This is a genomic window from Nocardia caishijiensis NBRC 108228 (assembly GCF_001612825.1).
Classification (GTDB): domain Bacteria; phylum Actinomycetota; class Actinomycetes; order Mycobacteriales; family Mycobacteriaceae; genus Nocardia; species Nocardia caishijiensis.
On the sequence record NZ_BDBE01000021.1, the window covers coordinates 10,274 to 32,181 of the forward strand.

Below are 21,908 nucleotides of genomic sequence, written 5' to 3' on the forward strand. Positions count from 1 at the left end.
CGGATGTGGCGTTGCGCCCATCGCGCTCTTGGCCGGACCTTCGGCTCCACGGGATACCTGAGGTGTCTTTGTGCTGCCCGAAAACGGTTCGGACTGCTGTTTTTTCGCGATACGAGGAGGCTCTGGTGCACGGTACGGAGTTGGGTGGGTTCAGCGCGCGACCGCAGGAAGCGGAGGGTGCGTCGGCACCGTTCCCGCTGACCCCCGCTCAGCTGGGGGTCTGGTACGCGCAGCTGCTCGACCCCGACGTCCCGATCACCATCGCCCAGTACGTCGACATCACCGGTGAGCTGGAACCCGATGTCCTGCAGGCGGTTACGGCCGAGGCCGCGCATGCCTACGGTTCCCCGCTGGTGCGCATCGGTGAGCGCGACGGCGTGCCGTACCAGGTGGTCGACCACACGCTCCCGATCGAGACCGAACTCCCGCTGATCGACCTGCGCCACCACGACGACCCCGTCGCCGCCGCGCGGGAATGGATGCGCGCGGAGTTCGGCGCCCCGCTCGACCTGCTCACCGACCGCCTCGTCGCGGGCGCGGTGCTCCGGGTGGCCGAACAGCGCTGGTTCTGGTACCTGCGCGGACACCACATCGTGCTCGACGGGTACGGCGCGTTCACGCTGTCGCAGCGCATCGCCGAGCTCTACACCGCCCGGATGCTCGAGATCGAGACGTCGGGTGCGGTGCCGGGTGACCTGGCCGCACTCGTGGAGGGCGAACAGCGTTACCGCGAGAGCACCCGTTTCACCGCCGACCGCGCGCACTGGGCCGAGCGCATCGCGGGCCTGGACAGCCCGACCGCGCTCGACCCGCGCACCGCGCCGCGCTCGGCGATCAACCTGGTGACCGGCGGCAGGCTCACCGACAAGCTGGTGCAGCGCCTGGAAACGATTGCCGCCAGCGATGATTCGACACTCTCGGCGGTACTGCTCGCCGCGTTCGCCGCCTATCTGGGTCGGCTCACCGACCGGCCGGACGCGGTGCTCAGCCTGCCGGTCACCGCGCGGACCACCGCGGTCATGCGCCGCTCGGCGGGCATGCTGTCCAACATCGTTCCGCTCCGCCTGCCCACCGGTGCGGCCGGGGCGACCACCACCTGGGGCGAGCTGCTGCGCGCCGCCCGAGTGGAGGTGGCCGGTGCGCTGCGCCACCAGCGCTACCGCGCCGAGGACATCCGCCGCGACGCCGAGGACGACGGTCGCCCGGCCCGGCGCGCGCTGTTCGGTCCGCTGGCGAACTTCATGTTGTTCCGCACCAGCCTGCTGCTCGGCAATACCACCGGGCGCTACCGGGTGCTGTCGACGGGGCCGATCGAGGATCTGAGCCTGAATGTGTACTACGGCGATCACGACCGGGTGCACGTCGATTTCGAAGCCAACCCCCACCTCTACGACCCCGACACGCTGGCCCGCCACCACTGCCGCTTCCTGCGCTTTCTCGAGCGATTGACGGCGGTCGACCTGGATACGCCCGTCGGCGCCGTCGAGGTGGCGACCGAGCTGGAACTCGAGGTCAGCACCAGGATCTGGAACGCCACCGCCTTCGATGTCCCCGCCGCGCTCGCCGAGCGTGCGGTGGCGTCGGCGACCCTGCCCGCTATGTTCGAGGCACAGGTCCGGCGCACGCCCGATTCCGTCGCCCTCCGAATGGCGGGCACCGACGAGGTGCTCACCTATCGCGAACTGTCGCAGCGCGCCAACCGGTTGGCCCGTCGACTCCGGGCCGAAGGTATCGGACCGGAATCCCTGGTCGCGGTGAATCTGCGGCGTTCCACGGACCTGGTGATCGCCATGTACGCGGTGCTAGCCGCCGGGGCTGCCTACGTACCGATCGATCCGGACCACCCGGCCGACCGCATCGCCCACATCCTCGAAACGGCAGCTCCCGCAGCGATTCTCACCACAGCACGGGAGGCTGGTTCGGCTGCCGTCGAGGTGCCCGTGCTCGCTGTCGACGATCTCGACCTGAGCTGGTACGCCGACGAGCCGCTCACCGACGACGACCGCACGGCACCGCTGCGCCCCGGACACCCGGCGTACGTCATCTTCACCTCCGGCTCCACCGGCCTGCCCAAGGGGGTGGCCGTCGAGCACGCGGCCATCGTGAACCGGCTGGTGTGGATGCAGCACAGCTACCGCCTGCACGGTGTGGACACGGTGCTGCAGAAGACTCCATCGACCTTCGACGTCTCGGTGTGGGAATTCTTCTGGCCCTTGCAGATCGGTGCCACGCTGCTGCTCGCCGAACCCGACGGACACCGCGACCCCGCCTACCTGCGCCGGGTGATCGCCGACCACGACATCACCGTCGCGCATTTCGTTCCGTCGATGCTCGAGGCGTTCCTGGCTCAGCAGGACATCGCCGAACGTGGTTCGCTGCGACTGGTTTTCGCCTCGGGCGAGGCCCTGCCCGCTCCACTGGCCCAGCGGTTGCGGCTGCTCACCGGGGCCCGGCTGCACAATCTCTACGGTCCGACCGAGGCGGCCGTCGACGTCACCTTCCACGAGGTGACCGACGCCGACCGGGTGACGGTGCCGATCGGCGCGCCGGTGTTCAACACCCGGCTCCATGTTCTCGACTCGCGGCTGCGGCCGGTTCCGGTCGGGGCTCCGGGTGAGCTGTATCTGTCGGGGGTACAGCTCGCCCGGGGTTATGTCCGTCGTCCCGAGCTCACCGCGGGCCGGTTCGTCGCCGACCCGGCTGGGGCGGGCGAACGCATGTACCGGACCGGCGACCTGGTGCGTTGGACGACCAATGGGGAACTGGAATACCTGGGCCGCACCGACTTCCAGGTGAAGGTGCGCGGTCTGCGGATCGAGCTCGGTGAGATCGAAGCGATCCTCGACAGCGTCGAGGGCGTCACGCGCGCGGTTGTCGTCGTGCGTGACGACGCGGGGGTCGGCGAACAGTTGGTCGCCTACGTGGTGGCCGAGACCGGCGCCGTCGCCGTCGACGCCCTGCGCGAGGCCGCCCTGCGCGCGCTGCCCGCCTACATGGTTCCCGCCGCGTTCGTGCTGCTCGACGAGCTGCCGGTGAACGCCTCGGGCAAGCTCGACCGCAAGGCACTGCCCACTCCCACGCGCACCGTGATCGCCTACACCGAGCCCGCCGGACCGGTGGAAGAGACGGTGGCACGGGTGTTCGGTGAGGTGCTCGACCTCGAGCGGATCGGCCGTGACGACGACTTCTTCGCACTCGGCGGCAACAGCTTGGTCGCCACCCAGGTGGCGGCTCGCCTCGGTGCTGATCTCGGCTGTGGCCTGACCGTTCGTGATCTGTTCGGCGCCACCACGGTGGCCCGACTGGCGGCCGTGATCGCCGAGCGCGCCGATGCCGGACTCTCGGTGCGGCTGCCGGTGCTGGCGGCCCGTCCGCGCCCTTCGCTCCTTCCGCTTTCGCCCGCGCAGCAACGCATCTGGTTCCTGAACCGGTTCGACCCGGCCGCGCCCGGCTACAACATGCCCTTCGTGGTGCGATTGCGCGGCACCGCGGATCTGCCTGCTCTGCTGAGCGCGCTCGAGTCCGTGGTCGAGCGGCACGAGGCCCTGCGCACCATCTTCCCGGCTGTCGACACGGCGGGCGAGGTGGCCCAGCAGGTGGTGTGCCCGGCCGGTCTGGTGCGTATCGGTGCGCCGACCGAGGTGGCCGCCGCCGAACTGGATGCCGAGCTCACCCGATTCGCCTCCACCGGTTTCGATCTGGAGCGCGAGGCGCCGTTCCGCGCGCAGGTGTTCGTGGTGGCCGAACCCGACGCGGTCGGCCACGCTGGCACGGCGGGTGACGGTGAATGCGTGCTCGCCGTCGTGTTGCATCACATCGCGGCGGACGGTGTTTCGCTGCAGGTGCTCGTCCGCGATGTGCTCACCACCTACCGCGCCGCCACCGACGGTGTCGCCCCCGACTGGGCGCCGCTGACCGTGCAGTACGCCGACTACACCCTGTGGCAGCGTGAACTCCTCGGCGCCGAGAGCGACCCGAACTCGCTCGCGGCGCGCGAAATCGCCTTCTGGGAACGGACTCTGGCGGGACTGCCCGATCAGCTCGAGTTGCCGTCGGCGCGGCCGCGGCCGGTGGAACCGAGCATGCGCGGCGCACGGGTGAGCTTCACCATCGACCCCGCCCTGCACCGGCAGCTCACCGACTTGGCGCAGCAGGCCGGGGCCTCGCTGTTCATGGTGCTGCACACCGCGCTGGCCGTGCTGCTCGCCCGCCTGTCGGGCACCACCGACATCGCCGTCGGCACCGGTGTCGCCGGACGTGGCGACCGGGCCATCGACGACCTGATCGGCATGTTCGTCAACACGCTTGTGCTGCGCACCGAGGTCGACCCGGCGGCCAGTTTCGCGGCTGCCCTCGAGCACACGCGCGAGACCGACCTGGCCGCGTTCGCGCACACCACGGTGCCGTTCGACCGGCTCGTCGATGTGGTGAACCCGGCGCGCTCGCAGTCACGTCACCCGCTGTTCCAGGTGGCGCTGAACTTCCAGGCGGTGCTCGACACCACCTTCGAGTTGGCTGGCTCGCCGGTCACGGTGCACGAGATCGAACTCGACATCACCAAGTTCGATCTCCAGATCACCCTGGCCGAAAAGCACTCCACCACTGGCGAAGCCGACGGCATCGAGGCTGTCGCCCTGTACGCCACCGACCTGTTCGACGAAACCGATATCCGTGACCTCGGTGCGCGCTTCGTGCGGTTGCTCGCCGCCGCCTCGGCCGCACCGGAAACCGCCGTCGGCGACCTGCCGCTGTTGTCGGTGGCGGAGCAGACCCGGCTCACCGGCATGCGTGGCGCACCTGTCACCGCCACCGGTCTGCTGCCCGACCTGCTCGCCGCCGCCGTCGCGGCCGACCCCGAGCGCGAGGCCGTCACCGACGGCGACCGCAACCTCACCTACCGCGAGCTCGAGCGGGCCTCGTCGCGACTGGCCCGGGTGCTCATCGATGCCGGTGTCGGCCCGGACGATGTTGTCGCCGTCGGCATCCCGCGTTCCATCGAGTCCGTGCTCGCCGTGTGGGCGGTGGCGAAGGCGGGTGCGGCGTGGCTGCCCGTCGACCCGAGCTATCCGCTGGACCGGATCGCCCACATGGTCACCGATTCCGGTGCACGCCTCGGCCTGACCGTGGAAGAGTCGGCCGCCGCGCTGCCCACCTCGATCGAGTGGCTGGCCCTCGACGAGCTCGAGCTGATGGCCGAATGCGCTTCGCGTTCCAGCGAACCCGTCACCGATCTCGACCGGGTGCGGCCGCTGCGGGCCGAGCACCTCGCCTATGTCATCTACACCTCCGGTTCCACCGGTCTGCCCAAGGGTGTGCTGGTGACCCAGGCCGGGATCGCCGGGTTCGCCGCCGAGGAGACCGATCGCATGGTCGGCGCACCGGACGCGCGGGTGCTGCAGGTGGGTTCACCGTCGTTCGACATCTCGGTGATGGAGTTCCTGCTCGCGGTGAACTCGGCCGCCACCCTGGTGATCGCCGTGCCCGGTCGACACGTCGGTGACGAACTGGCGCGACTGCTTTCGGAGCAGCGGGTCACCCACGCGCTCATGACCCCGTCGGCGCTGGCCGTGCTCGATCCCGCCCGGCTCGAGCACCTGCGCATGGTGATGGTCGGCGGCGAGGCCTGCCCGCCCGAGCTGGTCGCCCGCTGGACCGAGGGCCCGGTGGGCCGCGTGTTCGTCAACGCGTACGGGCCCTCCGAGACCACCGTCGCCACCAACATCAGCGCACCCCTCACCGCCGACACCCCGCTCACCCTCGGCACACCGCTGCGCGGCATCGCCCAGTGGGTGCTCGACAGCAGGCTCCGCCCGGTGCCGGTCGGCGTCACCGGCGAGCTGTACGTGGCGGGCGCCCAGCTCGCCCGTGGCTACCGCGACCGCGCCGCCCTCACCGCCACCCGCTTCGTCGCCTGCCCCTGGGAGCAGGGCGCCCGCATGTACCGCACCGGCGACCTGGTCCGCTGGACTCCCGAAGGCACCCTCGTCTACCTCGGCCGCAACGACGACCAGGTGAAACTACGCGGCTTCCGCATCGAACTCGGCGAAATCGAATCCGCCCTCCTCGCCGACCCGGCGATCCGCCAGGCCGTCGTCCTGGTCCGCCCCGACGCCCACCGCGGCGACCAACTCGTCGCCTATCTCGTTCCGACCACCCGGTCGATACTGTCGAGCGATGGGCCGACGGGTGAGGTGAACCGGATCGGTGCTTCGGTGCCGCATGGGCGTGACCGTCTCGTGGCGCACGCCGAGAAGGTCGGTGTGGTGCCCACGGTCGCGGGCATCCCGGTAGCCGAGGTTACGGCGGAATCATCCGCCGAAGCGACCGTGGTGACTCACGGTGAACGGACTCGTGCTGGATCTGCGTCGGTCGACGGACCGGATGGCGACGGTGAAGCCGGAGTCGCCCAGCTGGATGTCGACGACATCGCGGCGGCGCTGCGTGGACGGCTGGCGGCGCACATGGTGCCGTCGGCGTTCGTGGTGCTCGACGCGTTGCCGTTGACCCCGAACGGGAAGCTGGATCGGCGGGCGTTGCCGGAGCCGGTGTTCGCGGCGCGGGCCTTCCGTGCGCCTGCTGAAGGCGCCGAGTCCGTCGTGGCGCAGGTGTTCGGGGACGTGCTCGGGGTCGAGCGGGTCGGGGCCGACGACGACTTCTTCGCGCTCGGCGGCAACTCGCTGATCGCCACGCAGGTCGCCTCCCGGCTGGCGGCCGTGCTCGGGGTCGACGTCGCTGTGAAGACGCTGTTCGAAGCGTCCACCGTCACCACCCTCGCAGCCCGCCTCGCCGACTCGGCGCCCGACACCGCGCTGCCCGCGTTGACGGCAGTCGCACGGCCGCAACGGATTCCACTGTCCTACGCGCAGCAGCGGATGTGGTTCCTCAACCAGTTCGACGCGGATTCGGTGGCCGACAATATCGCCGCCGCCATCCGCCTGACCGGCGATCTCGACCACGCCGCGTTCGCCGCCGCAGTGGACGCGGTGATCGTCCGGCACGAAGCCCTGCGCACCCGCTACCCGGCCGTCGACGGTATTCCGTTCCAGCAGGTTCTCGACCATTTCTCCGTCGCCCTCGAGCCCGAGGACATCGATCCCGTGACGCTCGACGATCGCGTCCGCGCGCTCGCCGCCGTGCCGTTCGCGGTGGATCAGGAGCCGCCGGTCCGCCTGCGCCTGCTGCGCATCGCCGCCGACGAGCACGTCCTGGTGCTCGTGGTGCACCACATCACCGCCGACGGCTGGTCGGTGGCACCGCTCACCCACGACGTGATGCTCGCCTACGCCGCCCACCGCGCGGGCACCGCACCGGAGTGGACCGCGCTGCCCGTGCAGTACGCCGACTTCGCCCTCTGGCAGCGGGACGCGCTGGGTGCCGAAGACGACCCGTCGTCGCCGATGGCCCGTCAGATCGATTTCTGGACAACAGAACTCGCGGACCTGCCCGAGCTGCTGGCGCTCCCTACCGACCGCCCGCGTCCGGCTGTCGCATCGGGTCGCGGAGCCCGCCACGCCTTCTCGATTCCCGCGACGATCACCGACCGCCTGCGCGCGCTGGCGACCGAGTCCCACGCATCGCTGTTCATGGTGCTGCACGCGGCCTTCGCCACCGCCTTGGCGAAACTTTCGGGCCAGGACGACATTTCGGTCGGCACGCCCGTGGCCGGTCGCGGTGACCAAGCCCTCGACCGGCTCGTCGGCATGTTCGTCAACACCCTCGTGCTGCGCACCCGGATCCCGTCGGATGCCACCTTCACCGAACTCGTCGGCACCGTCCGCGACGCCGACCTGCGCGCACTCACCAATGCCGACGTCACCTTCGACCGGCTCGTGGAGGTGGTCGACCCACCGCGCTCGACCGCACGCCACCCCCTCTTCCAGGTGATGCTCGACTTCCAGAACACCACCCGGACCGAACTCGAACTCGCGGGCCTCACCGCAACCGAAGTCGAGATCGACACCCACACAGCCAAATTCGATCTGCACCTGACGCTGCGCGAAACCTCCGACGGTCTGCTCGCCCGCTTCGAGTACGCCACGGACCTGTTCGACGCGCGGACCATCACAGATTTCAGCACCCGGCTCCTACGGGTGCTGGATACGGTGAGCGCCGATCCCAACGTCGTGATCGGCGACATCGACCTGCTCGGCGCCGCCGAGCGCACCCTGCTGCTCGAAACCTGGAACGACACCGCGTTCCCGGTGATCGAGGGGGCGAACCTGGTCTCGCTGTTCGAGGCGCAGGCCGCCCGCACCCCGGGTGCGACCGCGGTGACATTCGAGGGTCGGTCCCTCACCTATGCCCAGTTCGGTGAGCGGGTCAATCGGCTTGCTCGCCTGCTCATCTCGATCGGTGTGCGCCCCGACCGCACGGTTGCCCTCGGACTGCGCCGCGGCACCGACCTGGTGGTCGCCATGTACGCGGTGCTCACCGCGGGCGGGGCGTACGTGCCGCTCGACCCCGATCACCCCGCCGAACGCATCGCGCAGGTGCTCGACGCCGCCGACCCGGTGTGTGTGCTCACCCGCGCGGCGGACGGCCTGGATCTGGCCCGCGCCGAGCGCGCTGTCGTCCTCGACCTGGATCAGGTCGACACCACCGATCACCCGGCCGATCCGGTCACCGACGGCGACCGCCTCGCCACCCTCACCCCGGACAACGCCGCCTACCTGATCTTCACCTCCGGCTCCACCGGCAAGCCCAAGGGCGTCGTCGTCTCGCACGCGGCGATCGTCAACCGGCTGATCTGGATGCAGGACGCCTACCGCCTCACCCCCGCCGACACCGTCCTGCAGAAGACACCCGCCACCTTCGACGTCTCGGTGTGGGAGTTCTTCTGGCCCTTGCAGATCGGCGCCCGCCTCCTCCTGGCCGTCCCTGACGGTCATCGTGACCCGGCCTACCTCGCGGACCTGATCGACCGCGAAGCCGTCACCGTCGCCCACTTCGTCCCCTCGATGCTCACGGTGTTCGTCGCGGCCTTGGGGGCCGACCTCACCGCGCCGACCGCAACAGCTTCGGGCATTGCACCCTCAACAAACCTCGATGCCCACTCGGATGCTGCCACGTCGGCAGACGTCGGCACGTCCTCGGGCGACTGCGCGCTGGTCGAGCTCGGCATGTCCTCCGACATCGCCACGCGCGCGGATCTCGGAGTCCGCTCGAGTGCCGGAGCGCGTCAGCCTTCCTCGGCCCGGTGCGATTCGCTGCGGCTGGTGTTCGCCTCGGGTGAGGCGCTGGCACCTGCCCCGGCCCAGGTGCTGCGCCGCCTCACCGGTACGGCTGTGCACAATTTGTACGGCCCCACCGAAGCCGCGGTCGACGTGACCTTCCACGAGGTCGTCGACGCCGACGAGGTCACCGTCCCGATCGGCGCCCCGGTCCACAACACCCAGGTCTACGTCCTCGACGCCCGCCTGCGCCCGGTCCCGCCCGGCGTCCCCGGCGAGCTGTACCTGGCAGGTATTCAGCTGGCCCGTGGCTACGCGGGCCGCCCCGACCTCACCGCCGACCGCTTCGTCGCAAACCCGTTCAACCCAGGCGAGCGGATGTACCGCACCGGCGATTTGGTGACCTGGACCGACAATGAGGTGTCCGAGCGCGTCCCGGATCGCCTTCTGGTCCAAGACGACACCTCCGCCACGGATGGCGATGCGGCGCCCGGTCATGCCGGTGATGCGGTGGTCGAGGCGGTCGGCGCCATCTTCGGTGACAGCGCCAACGGTGCCGTGGATGGCTACGTCGCGGCCAGCACGCGGGCGCGCTGTGGACGAGGCGCGCTGAAGTACCTGGGCCGCACCGATTTCCAGGTCAAGTTGCGCGGCCTCCGGATCGAGCTCGGCGAGATCGAAGCCGTGCTGTCGAGGGTGCCCGAGGTTGCCCAGGCCGCGGTACTGGTCCGCGACGACGTGCTGGTCGGCTATCTCGTCGGCGCCCCGGATCTCGAGGTCGTCGAATCGACACTGGCTCGCATCCTCCCGGCCTACATGGTCCCGTCGGCATTCGTGGTGCTCGCCGAGTTCCCGCTGAACGCTTCGGGCAAGCTCGACCGGAAGGCGCTGCCCGCACCGGTTTTCGAGGCCGAGGCATTCCGCGCGCCGTCGACCGAGGTGGAGCGGATCGTCGCCGCCACCTTCGCCGCCGTGCTCGGCTTCCCGGCCGATCGGCAGGTCGGTCTCGACGACGACTTCTTCGCCCTCGGTGGCAATTCGCTCACCGCCACCCAGGTCGTCGCCCGACTCGGCGTCGCCCTCGACACCCAGGTGCCCGTGCGTCTGCTCTTCGACGCGCCGACCGTCCACACACTGGCCGAGCGATGCGCGGCTCTACGCGGCACCGGCGGTCGGGTAGCGCTCACGACTCGTACACGCCCGCAGCATATTCCGCTCTCACCGGCGCAGCGGCGCATGTGGTTCCTCAATCGCTTCCTCGCCGATGCCGACGGTCCCGGCGACGCCGTCGACAACATCCCGGTTGCCCTGCGCCTCACCGGCGACCTCGATATCGCCGCGCTCGAGGCGGCCCTCGCCGATGTGATCGACCGGCACGAAACCCTGCGAACCAGTTACCCCGAGGGCCCTGACGGCGCCGAGCAGCGGATCGCCGCCACTGCCCCGCTCGCGCTGACACCCGAGCCGGTCACCGAGCAGGAACTGTCCGCCCGCCTGCTGGCATGTGCCGCTGTGCGCTTCGACCTGACCGCCGAGATCCCGTTCCGCGCGGCACTGTTCGCGACCGACGACGCGCACGTCCTCGTCCTCGTCGTCCACCACATCGCCGCCGACGGTTTCTCCCTCGGTCCGCTGGCCGCCGACCTGATGACCGCCTACGCCGCCCGCCGCGACGGCATCGCCCCCATCTGGTCGCCGCTGCCGGTCCAGTACGCCGACTACGCCCTCTGGCAGGACGAGGCCCTCGGCGACCCCGCCCAGCCCGGCTCGCTCGCCCACACGCAGCTCGCCTTCTGGCAGCGCACGCTCGCCGGTCTGCCCGAACAGCTGGAACTGCCGACCGACCGGCCACGTCCCGCGGATTCGAGCTACCGAGGCGGCGTGCACCGGTTCCAGATCGACTCCGATCTGCACAGTGAACTGCGGGAACTGGCCCGCAAGCACGAGGCGACCCTGTTCAGCACCGTGCACGCGGCGCTGGCCGTGCTGCTGGCGCGGCTGTCGGGCAGCGGTGACATCGCCATCGGCACGCCGGTCGCCGGTCGCGGCGAGGCCGCCGTCGACGGCCTGATCGGCATGTTCGTCAACACCCTCGTCCTGCGCACCCAGGTCGACCCGCGCGCCGAGTTCGAAACCACCCTCGACGCCGTGCGCGCGGGCGACCTCGACGCCCTCTCCCACGCCGACGTCCCCTTCGAGCAGGTCGTCGAGGCCGTCGATCCGGCACGGGCCCGCAACCGGCACCCGCTGTTCCAGGTGGCTCTCGTCCTGCAGAACTTCACCGTTCCCGCGCTCGACGCGGCCGGATTGCACGCGGCCCCCGTCGATTTCGACGCCGCCGTCGCGAAGTTCGACCTGCAGTTCACCCTGCGCGAATCCGACGACATCGACGGTCGCGCCGACGGCATGGCGATCGAGATCGCCTACGCCACCGACCTGTTCGACGAATCGAGCGTGGCCGTCCTCGCCCGCCGCTTCACCCAGGTGCTGGCCGCTGTCGTCGCGGATCCGACCGTCGTCGTCGGCGACATCCAGTTGCTCAGCGCCGAGGAACAGCAGCGCACGCTGTACGACTGGGCGAGCGTCGAGGCCGCGGTGGGCGAGACCGGCGACAGCATGATCGACCGGTTCGCCCGCGCCGCCCGCATCGATCCGCAGGCCGTCGCGGTGAAGGCAGGGGAGCGGCAGCTCACCTACGCCGAGCTCGATGCCTGGTCCAGCCGCCTCGCCCGGCGGCTCGTCGCGGCAGGTGTCGGCCCGGAAACGCTGGTGGCCGTCGCGCTTCCGCGCACCGTCGAACTCACCGTCGCGCTGCTCGCGGTGCTGAAGGCCGGTGGCGGTTACCTGCCGATCGACCCGAACTATCCCGCCGACCGCATCGAGTACGTCCTCGACGACGCCCGCCCGCTGTGCGCCGTCGCCAATGCGGAGACCGGCCTGCCGCGCGACTGGTTCGGCGGACCCGTGATCGACCCGAACTGCGGCAACCTGGCCGACTTCGGTGCCGAACCGCTCACCGACGCCGATCGCCGTGCCCCGCTCGCACCCGCGCACACGGCCTACGTCATCTACACCTCCGGTTCCACCGGCCGCCCCAAGGGCGTGCAGGTGCCGCACGCGAACGTGCTCGCGCTGCTGGACAATACGGCCGCGAAGTTCGCGTTCGGGCCGTCGGACGTGTGGACGATGTTCCACTCCTACGCCTTCGACTTCTCGGTCTGGGAACTGTGGGGCGCCCTGCTGCACGGCGGCTCGATCGTGCTCGTCGACTACTACACCTCCCGCTCACCCGAACAGTTCCGCGAACTCTTGATCCGCGAACAGGTCACCGTCCTCAACCAGACCCCGTCGGCCTTCTATCAGCTCATCGCCGCCGATCTGGACACCCCAGCCATCGCCGCCGATGGCGTCGCGCCCGCCGTCGCTGTCGATCCGGTCGCATGCGCCACCGATGCGGACCGGCCGTGTGACCCGCCCGCCGGTGCCGAATCCGGCAGTGGGGACGCCGACCCGGATGCGCTTCCTGCGGGCGGCAGGGCAGACCGCGTCACGGCGAATGCGCAGGGACCGCGTGGCTCGGCTGAGGGTGCTCCCGCCGACTTCGCCCTACGCGCGGTGATTTTCGGTGGTGAAGCGCTGGAACCGCAGCGACTGGATGCTTGGTTCGCCCGCCATCCGCACACGCCTCGACTGGTGAATATGTACGGCATCACCGAGACCACCGTGCATGTGTCCTACCGCGAGATCACCCCGGACACCGGCTCGGCCAGCGTGATCGGCGGCGCCATCGCCGGACTCACCGTGCGCGTCCTCGATTCGCGGCTGCGTCCCGTTCCGGCGGGCGTGCCCGGTGAAATCTACGTGTCCGGCCCACAGTTGGCGCGTGGTTACCTGAACCGACCCGACCTGACCGCGAGCCGATTCGTCGCCGACCCGTACGGCCCGCCCGGTGCCCTCGCGTACCGGTCCGGCGACCTGGCCCGCTGGAAGGCCACCGGCGACGGCGCCGACCTCGAGTACCTCGGTCGTGCCGACCAGCAGGTGAACCTGCGCGGCTTCCGGGTGGAACTCGGAGAGATCGAGGCGGCGTTGCTGAACAGCTCGGCGGCCCCCCGTGAAGTCGCGGTGCTGGTGCGCACGGACCTCGTCGACGAGCCGAGAATCGTGGCCTACCTCGTGCCGGGCACCGCGCACATCGATACCTCGGCGCTGCGCCAGGAACTGTCGCGCGCACTGCCCGAGCACATGCTTCCGGCCGCGGTCGTGCCCGTCGAGCGGATTCCGCTGACGGTCAACGGCAAACTCGACCGGGCCGCGCTGCCCGCGCCGGTCTTCGAGACCACCGTGTACCGCAAGCCCGCCACCGTCACCGAGGAGATCGTGGCCGCGGTCTACGCCGAGGTACTCGGCACCGGTGACCAACCGGTCGGCGCCGACGACGACTTCTTCGCCCTCGGCGGCAGCTCCCTGCTGGCCGCCAAGGCCGTGGCCCGCATCGGCGCGGCACTGGACCGTAGGGTCGGGGTGCGCGCCCTGTTCGAGGCGCCGCGCGTCGCCGACCTGGCCGCCGCCGTCGACACGCAGGCGAAGGTGGACCGTCCCGCCCTGGTCGGCCGGGCACGCCCCGACCGCCTGCCGCTCTCGCCCGCCCAGCAGCGCATGTGGTTCCTCAACCGCTTCGACCGCACCTCGGTGGCCTACAACATCCCGTTCGCGCTCCGCCTCACCGGCGACCTGAACATCCCCGCCCTCCAAGCGGCCGTTGCCGATCTGATCGCCCGGCACGAGTCCCTGCGCACCATCTACCCCGAGGTCGACGGCACCCCCACCCAGTCGATCGTCCCCGCCGCGCAGGCCATCGCACCCGCCCACCCGACGGCTGACGCGTCGGGCACCGGCCACGCTGCGCAGGCGATCGCCCTTGCTCGCCCGACGGCCGACGTGTCCGGCACCGACCGTGCTGCGGAGGCGATCGCTCTTGTCCGCCCGACGGCCGACGCGTCCGGCACCGGCCACGCCTCGCACTCCGGCGCGATCCCGGCCCTGAACCCGGTCGAGATCACCGACGAGGCGCTGCCGCACACGATTCGGGAGCTCGCCGAGACCACCTTCGACGTCACCGCCGAGATCCCGGTCCGGCTGCGCCTGCTCCGCCTCGGCGAGTCCGAGTTCGTGCTGGCGGCGGTCCTGCATCACATCGCCGCCGACGGTTCATCGGTCGCACCGTTCGTCGCCGATCTGATGCGCGCCTACACCGCCCGGCTGGCCGACACCGCGCCCGGCTGGACGCCGCTCGCCGTCCAGTTCGCCGACTACGCCCTCTGGCAGCGTGAACTCCTCGGCGACGACAGCGACCCTGAATCGGTCGCCGCCCAGCAACTCGCCTTCTGGCAGCGACAGCTCGCTGGCCTCCCGGATCAGCTGGCGCTGCCGACCGATCGTCCGCGCCCGGCCCGGCAGAGCCTGCGCGGCGACAAGGTGACCTTCACCGTCGATGCCGACCTGCACGCCGGGCTCGTCGCGCTCGGCCGCGCGCACGGCGCCACCCTGTTCATGGTGGTGCACGCGGCCTTCGCCGCCCTGCTCGCACGGTTCTCCGGCACCGGCGACATCGCCGTCGGCACCCCGACCGCCGGACGCGGTGAGGCCGAACTCGACGAGGTCATCGGCATGTTCGTCAACACGCTGGTGTTGCGTACCCCGGTGACACCTTCGGCGCCGTTCACCGAGCTGCTGAGCACGGCACGCACCGCCGACATCGCCGCCTTCGCCCACGCCGATGTGCCGTTCGAGCGCCTGGTCGAGGTGCTCAACCCGGTCCGGTCCACGGCCAGGCACCCGCTGTTCCAGGTCGGCTATTCCTTCCAGAACCACGACCGCGGTCACCTGGAGTTGCCGGGTCTGTCCGTCTCCGACATCGAATTCGATTCCGGCGTCGCACAATTCGATCTGCATCTGTTCGCCTTCGACAACTACACCGCCGACGGCACACCCGCGGGCATCGACATGGTGCTCGGCTACGCGACCGATCTGTTCGACGACAGCACGGTCGAGCGGTTCGCCGCGTCCCTGCGCCGGATCCTCGAATCCGTCACCGCGACACCGGAAGCGCTCGTCGGTGACCTCGACCTGCTCGGCGCCGACCGCGCGCGTGTGCTCGACACCTGGAACGCCACCGCCCACCCCGTCGCTCCGGCCACGCTGGCCGACCTCGGCGCCCGGCAAGCGGCGCGGACGCCGGACGCGACCGCCCTGATCGACGCGGATACCGGAGAATCCCTGGACTACCGCACCTTCGACGCCCGGGTGAACCGCATCGCCCGCCTGCTCATCGCCGAAGGCGTCGGCCCGGAACGCACCGTGGTGCTCGCCATGCGCCGGGGGCTCGACCTGGTGATCGCCATGCACGCCGTGGTCCGTGCCGGTGGTGCGTACGTGCCGATCGACCCGGACCACCCGGCCGACCGCATCACCTACATCATCGAGACCGCCGCACCGATGTGTGTGCTCACCACCGTCGCGGACGGTGTGCCCGTCACGGTGAACGTTCCCGTCTTCGAGCTCGATCATCGTGCGCTGGAAGAGGTGACGAACGCGCCGATCACCGATGCCGAGCGCATCACCCCGCTGCGCCCGGAGCACCCCGCGTACGTCATCTTCACCTCCGGCTCCACCGGTCTCCCCAAGGGCGTCACGGTTCCGCACGCGGCGATCGTCAACCAGCTCGCCTGGCTGCACGACCGGTTCACCATGACCGACACCGATCGGGTGCTGCTGAAAACCCCGGCGACCTTCGACCTCTCGGTGTGGGAGTTCTGGTCCCCGCTCACCAGCGGCGGCGCGCTGATCGTCACTCGCCCGGGCGATGAACGCGAACCAGAACGTCTGCGCGACACCATGAGCCGCTACGGCGTCACGGTGCTGCACGCCGTCCCATCACTGATCGGCATGCTCCTCGCCAGTGCCAGTGCCAGTTCTGATGCCAGCGCGATGGCGCTGTCCGCTGTCGCGGCCCATGCTGCCGACTCTGCCCGGTCCGTCAGCACCATCGGCACCGGTGCGGTGACAGCTGGGGCGCTTTCCGCCGATCGGGCGGCCACGTCTTCGACCACCATCGGCACCGGCGCGGTGACTGCTGCGGCGTTGTCCGCGGATCAGGCGGCCACGTCCTCAACCACCATCGACATCGTTGCGACGGCAGCCGCGGCGCATTCCCCAGCGGTTGTCTCTCCAACCGCAGCCGACGCCGACGCGCCCACCGCAACAGTCCTGCCCCGGTCGCTGCGCGCGGTCCTAGCCATCGGCGAAGCGCTACCGGCCGCGATCGCTACCCAGTTCCTGGCGTGCGGCACCTCGGCTCACCTGCACAATCTGTATGGCCCCACCGAGTCCGCTGTGTCGATTACGGAGTACGAAGTCGCGCAGCACCCTTCGCATGTGGTTCCGATCGGTTCGCCCGAATGGAACAGTGCGGTGTACGTGCTGGATACCCGGCTCAACCCGGCGCCGATCGGGGTGGCGGGCGAGCTGTATCTGGGCGGCGCGCAGCTGGCCCGTGGCTACCACGGCCGCTACGCCCTGACCGCCGATCGCTTCGTCGCCAACCCCTTCGAGCCGACCGGGACACGCATGTACCGCACCGGCGACATCGTCCGCTGGCGCGACGACGGCACCCTCGATTACCTGGAACGCGCCGACTTCCAGGTCAAGATCGGTGGCTTCCGGATCGAGCTCGGTGAGGTCGAAACGGCCCTGTTGCGCTGCACCGATGTGCGTGCGGCGGTCGCGATCGCCAAGGACGACGACCGCGCGGGCACCCGCCTGATCGCCTACGCGGCGGTTGCCGACCACACCCCCGGTGACGAGCAGTCCATCGCGTCGCGCCTGCGTGGCGAACTCGCCGAGCAACTGCCCGCCTACATGGTCCCCGCCGCCGTGGTGGTGCTCGACAGCCTGCCGCTCAATGCCAACGGCAAGGTCGACCGTGCCCGACTGCCCGCACCGGCCTTCACCGAGGCGGCCTTCCGCGCACCGGTCACCGCCCTGGAACAGCTTGTCGCACAAGTCTTCACCGAGGTGATCGACTGCCCGAGCGCAGGCTTGGACGATGACTTCTTCGCCCTCGGCGGCAACTCGTTGATGGCGACCCGCCTGGCCGCCCGGCTCGGCGCGGCACTCGGCACCCAGGTGCCGGTGGCGGCCGTCTTCGAGGCACCGACCGTCGCGGCCCTGGCCGAGCGGCTGGCCGCCGCCGAGCGCACGGGCGCGCGTCCGCCGCTCACCCGGCGCGCGGAGGCCGGACCGGCCGTACTCTCGCCCGCTCAGCAGCGCATGTGGGTGCTGCACCAGCTGTCCCCGCAGTCGGCGGCGTATCACATTCCGGCCGCCATCCGCCTCACCGGCGAGCTCGACCTGCCCGCCATGCAGGCCGCGATCGCCGACCTGCTCGCCCGCCACGAGAGTCTGCGCACTCGGTACCCGGACACCCCGAACGGGCCGGTGCAGCAGGTGCTGCCCGCGTGGTCGTCGGCGGTCGACCTGACACCCATCCCGGTCGCCGCCGACGAGGTGGAGGCGCGCATCACCGCCCTGGTGGCCCAGCCGTTCGACATCACCGCCGCGCCGCCGGTGCGGGTGGCGCTCTACGGGCTCGGCGCGCAAGAGCACGTGCTGGTCGTCGTCGTCCACCACATCAGTGGTGACGGTTACTCGATCGCACCGCTGACCCGGGATCTGGTGCGCGCTTACGTCGATCGTGCTCATGGCAACGAACCGGGCTGGGCGCCACTGGAAATCCAGTACAGCGATTTCAGCGTCTGGCAGCGCACCATGCTCGGTGACGAGCGCGACCCGGACAGCGTGCTGTCCCAGCAGCTGCGGTATTGGTCGCAGGAACTCGCGGGCGCACCGGAACTTCTGTCGCTCCCGACCGACCGCCCCCGCTCCACGCGACGCGAGACGCACGGCGCTGCTGTCGAATTCACTGTCGATTCAGCACTGACCCGACGCCTCGACCAGGTGGCGCGCGGCAACAACACCACCTTGTTCACCGTCGTCCACAGTGCCCTCGCCGTGCTGCTCGCCAAGCAGTCGGGCAGCAGCGACATCACTGTCGGTACCCCCGTGGCCGGTCGCGGTGCGCGCGAACTCGACGACCTCGTGGGTATGTTCGTCAACACCGTCGTGCTGCGTACCGAGGTCGACTCCCGTGCCCCGTTCACCGACCTGCTCGCCCAGGCCCGCCGCCGCGACCTGGCCGCCCTCGCACACGCCGACGTCCCGTTCGAGCAGGTGGTCGACGCGCTCGGCCGCACCAGGTCGGGCGCCTACACGCCGCTGTTCCAGGTGATGCTCACCTTCCAGAACATGCCACCGGGCAGCATCGAACTACCCGGCCTACGCGTGCAGCCGCTCGATCCGGGCCTGCCCGAAGCCAAGTTCGACCTGCACCTGACCGCCGTGCAGCGCTACGACGCCGACGGCGAACTCGACGGCCTCGATATGCATTGTGGTTACGCCACAGACCTTTTCGACGCGAAGACCATCCGGGTGCTCACCGAGCGATTCCGCAAGGTGCTCGCCGCCGTCGCCGCCGATCCCGCCGTGGTGGTTCGGGCCATCGACGTGCGCACCGACGCCGAGCAGGCACCCACCGCACCGACCACCGCCGACCTGCCGAGCCTGATCGGCTCCGCGGCGCGCGTGGCGCCGGCGACCGTGGCATTCGTCCACGGCGAGCACGCCATCTCCTTCGCCGAACTCGACGCCAAGCTCACCGCCGTGAGCCGGTCGATGGGCGCGAAGATGAAACCCGAAGCGCTGATCAACGTCGCGCTTGCCGGGCTGGTGCCCGGCGTGCTCGGCGCCCTCGGCGCGGCGGGTCTGGCCACCACTTTGCACACATTGGTGACCGATGCCGCCGCGGTGATCGCCGGGGCGGGGTCGGCTGACGACTCGGAAGGACAACTCTGATGTCGCACACGAATTCGGTCACGTCCGCCGTCGGGTTCGACACGTTCTCGCGGGAACTGACGAACGAAGACGGGCGTGATCCGGCGACCCTGCTCGCCGCGTTCATCGACCAGGTCGCCGACGACCCCGATGCCCCGGCCGTGGTGGACGGCGAACACGTCCTCACCTACGCCGAGGTCGCCGAGCGGGCCGAGGAACTGGCGGCGGTGCTGGTGCGACATCGTGCGGGCCCCGAGACCACGGTGGCGGTGTGCCTGCCGCGCTCCACTGAGCTGGTGGTGGCCGTGCAGGCCGTGGTCGCCTCGGGGGCCGCGTTCGTGCTGCTCGACCCCGACGCGCCCGCCGACCTGCGAAACCGCACCCTCGCGCTGGCGGCGCCCGTCTTGCTGCTCGCCGGGGCCGCCACGCCTTCGACGGGTGATCTCGATACCGCCGAACCGGTCGCGGTTGGTGCGGTACAGGGTATTTCCGTGCTGGCCGTCGGAGGCTCCGGTGCGCTGCCCGTCGAAGAATCCCGTTCGCTACCGGGGCCCGGTGCCGACAACCCCGCCTACCTCGTCGTCGACCCGACCGCATCGACCGCAGTAGTGGTCGGACACCGTGCGGCACAGGCAAATTCGGTATGGCGGTACCGACTCTGCGGCATCGGGGCAGGTGACTCCGTGCTGTGGCACGCACCCTTGGGGTCGCAGGCGGCGATCGGTGAACTTCTGCTCGCCCTGCAATCTGGCGCGGCCCTCGTGCTGCCGGTCGGGTCCACCCTCGCCCAGTCCGTCGCCGAAACCCGCGTGACCACAGCGGCATTCGACGCGGTTCAGCTGGCCGAGTTGACCGACCTACCCGACGCCGAGGAATTGCTCGACTCGCTCCGCGTGGTGCTGGCGCGCGGCGCGACCCTTCCGGCCAGGACCGCCGCCGCCCTGCGGTCGGTGAGCGGCGCGACACTGTGGCAGGTCTACGGCAAACCCGAAACCGCTGGCGAGGTCGTCGCACACGAGGTGACCGGTGCCGACCTGGAGGTGGTGCCGCTCGGTTGCGCCGCCGACGACGTCGAACTGCTCGTTCTCGACGAACACCTCGAGCCCGTCGCCGACGGTGCGGTGGGTGAACTGTACGTCTCCGGTGTGCAGTTGGCGCGTGGCTACCTCGGACGTCAGGCGACCGCCGCCACCTTCCTCGCCAACCCCATCGGCCCCGTCGACGACCGCATGTTCGCCACCGGCGACCTCGTGCGCCGCAGGCCGCCGGGGGAGGGGTGGACCGCCGAGCTCGAATACGTCGGACGCGTCGACGAGCGGGCCGACCGGTACGCCGTCGTCCCGACGCGCGGCGGGCTGCCCGGTGAACTGCTGCTCGACGAGTTCGAAGCACAGGCCGCCGCGACGCCGTTCGACCCGGCCGTCGTGCACGCGGCGGGCGCCGCGTCGATCATCACCTACGGCGATCTCGACCGGCGGACCAATCAGCTCGCCCGCCACCTGACCGCCCTCGGCATCGGCCCCGAATGCCCGGTGCTCGTGGACATTCCGTGCTCACTGGAGCTGGTCGTCGGCGTGTACGCGGTGCTGAAGGCCGGTGGTGCGGTGGTGCCGGTGGAGGGCGGGGTGCTGCCGCCGGTCGTCGGGCCAGCGCTCCTCGTCACCGTCGCCGGGCGCGAACACACCGCGGTGTACGACATTCCGCGCGTCGTCCTCGACGAGGTGGCGCTGTCGGACTATTCCGACGAACCCATCACCCCCGGCGAGCGGCGCACCCCCGTGCTGCCGCAGCATCCGGCCTTCGTGCTGTATCCGCGCGGCGCCGGGCAGGGCGTCACCGTCAGCCATGCGGCGGCCGTGCACCGGATCACCGCCATGCAGAGCAGGCACGGACTCACCGGCCGCGACGTGTATCTGCACCAGGCCACCGAATGGCACGGGTACGTGCTGCCGTTGCGGGTCGGTGCCACCGTCGTCCTCACCGAACCTCCTGATCCGGGCAGGTTGACCGACCTCGTCGTCACCTACGGCATCACCGCCGCCGACTTCACCCCGCAGCGGCTCACCGAATTCACCGAGCACCTCACCGGTGTGCCCGACCGCGTGCCGACCCTGCGCAGCGCGGTCGTGCTCGGCGCACCGCTGCGTGCGGCGCAGATCCGTGACTTCGCCGCCGTCTCCGGCGCGCACCTGCACCACGACTACGGTCGCGCCGAAGCGACGGTCACCCTCAGCTACCCCGACGAACCGCGCACCGACCTGGGTGAACCCCCGCGGGTCCGCGTTCGTGAGTGGAATCGGCGCGTCTACGTGCTCGACGCGCAGTTGCGCCCGACCAGCCCCGGCGTCGCCGGTGAGCTGTACCTGTCCGGTGCGCAACTGGCCCGAGGCTACCGCGACGACCCGACCGTCACCGCCGACCGCTTCGTCGCCAACCCCTTCGGCATCCCCGGCGAACGCATGTTCCGCACCGGCGAACGCGCCCGCTGGGAGATCGACGGAACCACCGCCGCTCTGGTCCGCCTCGGCACTACCAACCCCACCAGGAAGGCCCTCCCATGACCAACCCGTTCGACGACGACAACGCCCAGTTCTACGTCCTCGTGAACTCCGAAGGCGAACACTCCCTCTGGCCGACCTTCGCCGCCGTTCCCGGCGGCTGGACCGTGGCCTTCGGCGCCGCCCCCCGCACCTCCTGCCTGCACTACGTCGAGTCCCACTGGCTCGACATGCGCCCCAACTCCCTCATCGCCGCCATGGCCACCGACCCCCGCCCCGAGTAGGGGTT

The 21,908-nt window shown here is 70.4% G+C and carries 3 protein-coding genes; all 3 read left to right on the forward strand.

Features of this window, described 5'->3' with window-relative positions; genetic code table 11:
• Positions 1-125: 125 nt before the first annotated feature.
• The 3 genes from NC7_RS05590 to NC7_RS05600 are packed head-to-tail and all read left to right on the forward strand — an operon-like array spanning position 126 to position 21,903.
• Entirely contained in the window at positions 126-19,142 is a 19,017-nt protein-coding gene (locus tag NC7_RS05590; RefSeq protein WP_067979770.1) for a non-ribosomal peptide synthetase, read from the forward strand.
• On the forward strand, positions 19,142-21,682 hold the full coding sequence (locus NC7_RS05595; protein WP_067979772.1) for an AMP-binding protein: 2,541 nt from the start codon (positions 19,142-19,144) through the stop codon (positions 21,680-21,682). The genes NC7_RS05590 and NC7_RS05595 overlap by 1 nt, the downstream gene beginning before the upstream one ends.
• Positions 21,679-21,903, forward strand: coding sequence for an MbtH family protein (locus NC7_RS05600; RefSeq protein WP_067979774.1), 225 nt, complete (start codon positions 21,679-21,681; stop codon positions 21,901-21,903). The genes NC7_RS05595 and NC7_RS05600 overlap by 4 nt, the downstream gene beginning before the upstream one ends.
• The last annotated feature ends 5 nt before the right edge of the window (positions 21,904-21,908 follow it).

Coding starts and splice junctions, on each gene's coding strand:
- NC7_RS05595 (WP_067979772.1), top strand. CDS start 19,142: ATGTCGCACACGAATTCGGTCACGTCCGCCGTCGGGTTCGACACGTTC.
- NC7_RS05600 (WP_067979774.1), top strand. CDS start 21,679: ATGACCAACCCGTTCGACGACGACAACGCCCAGTTCTACGTCCTCGTG.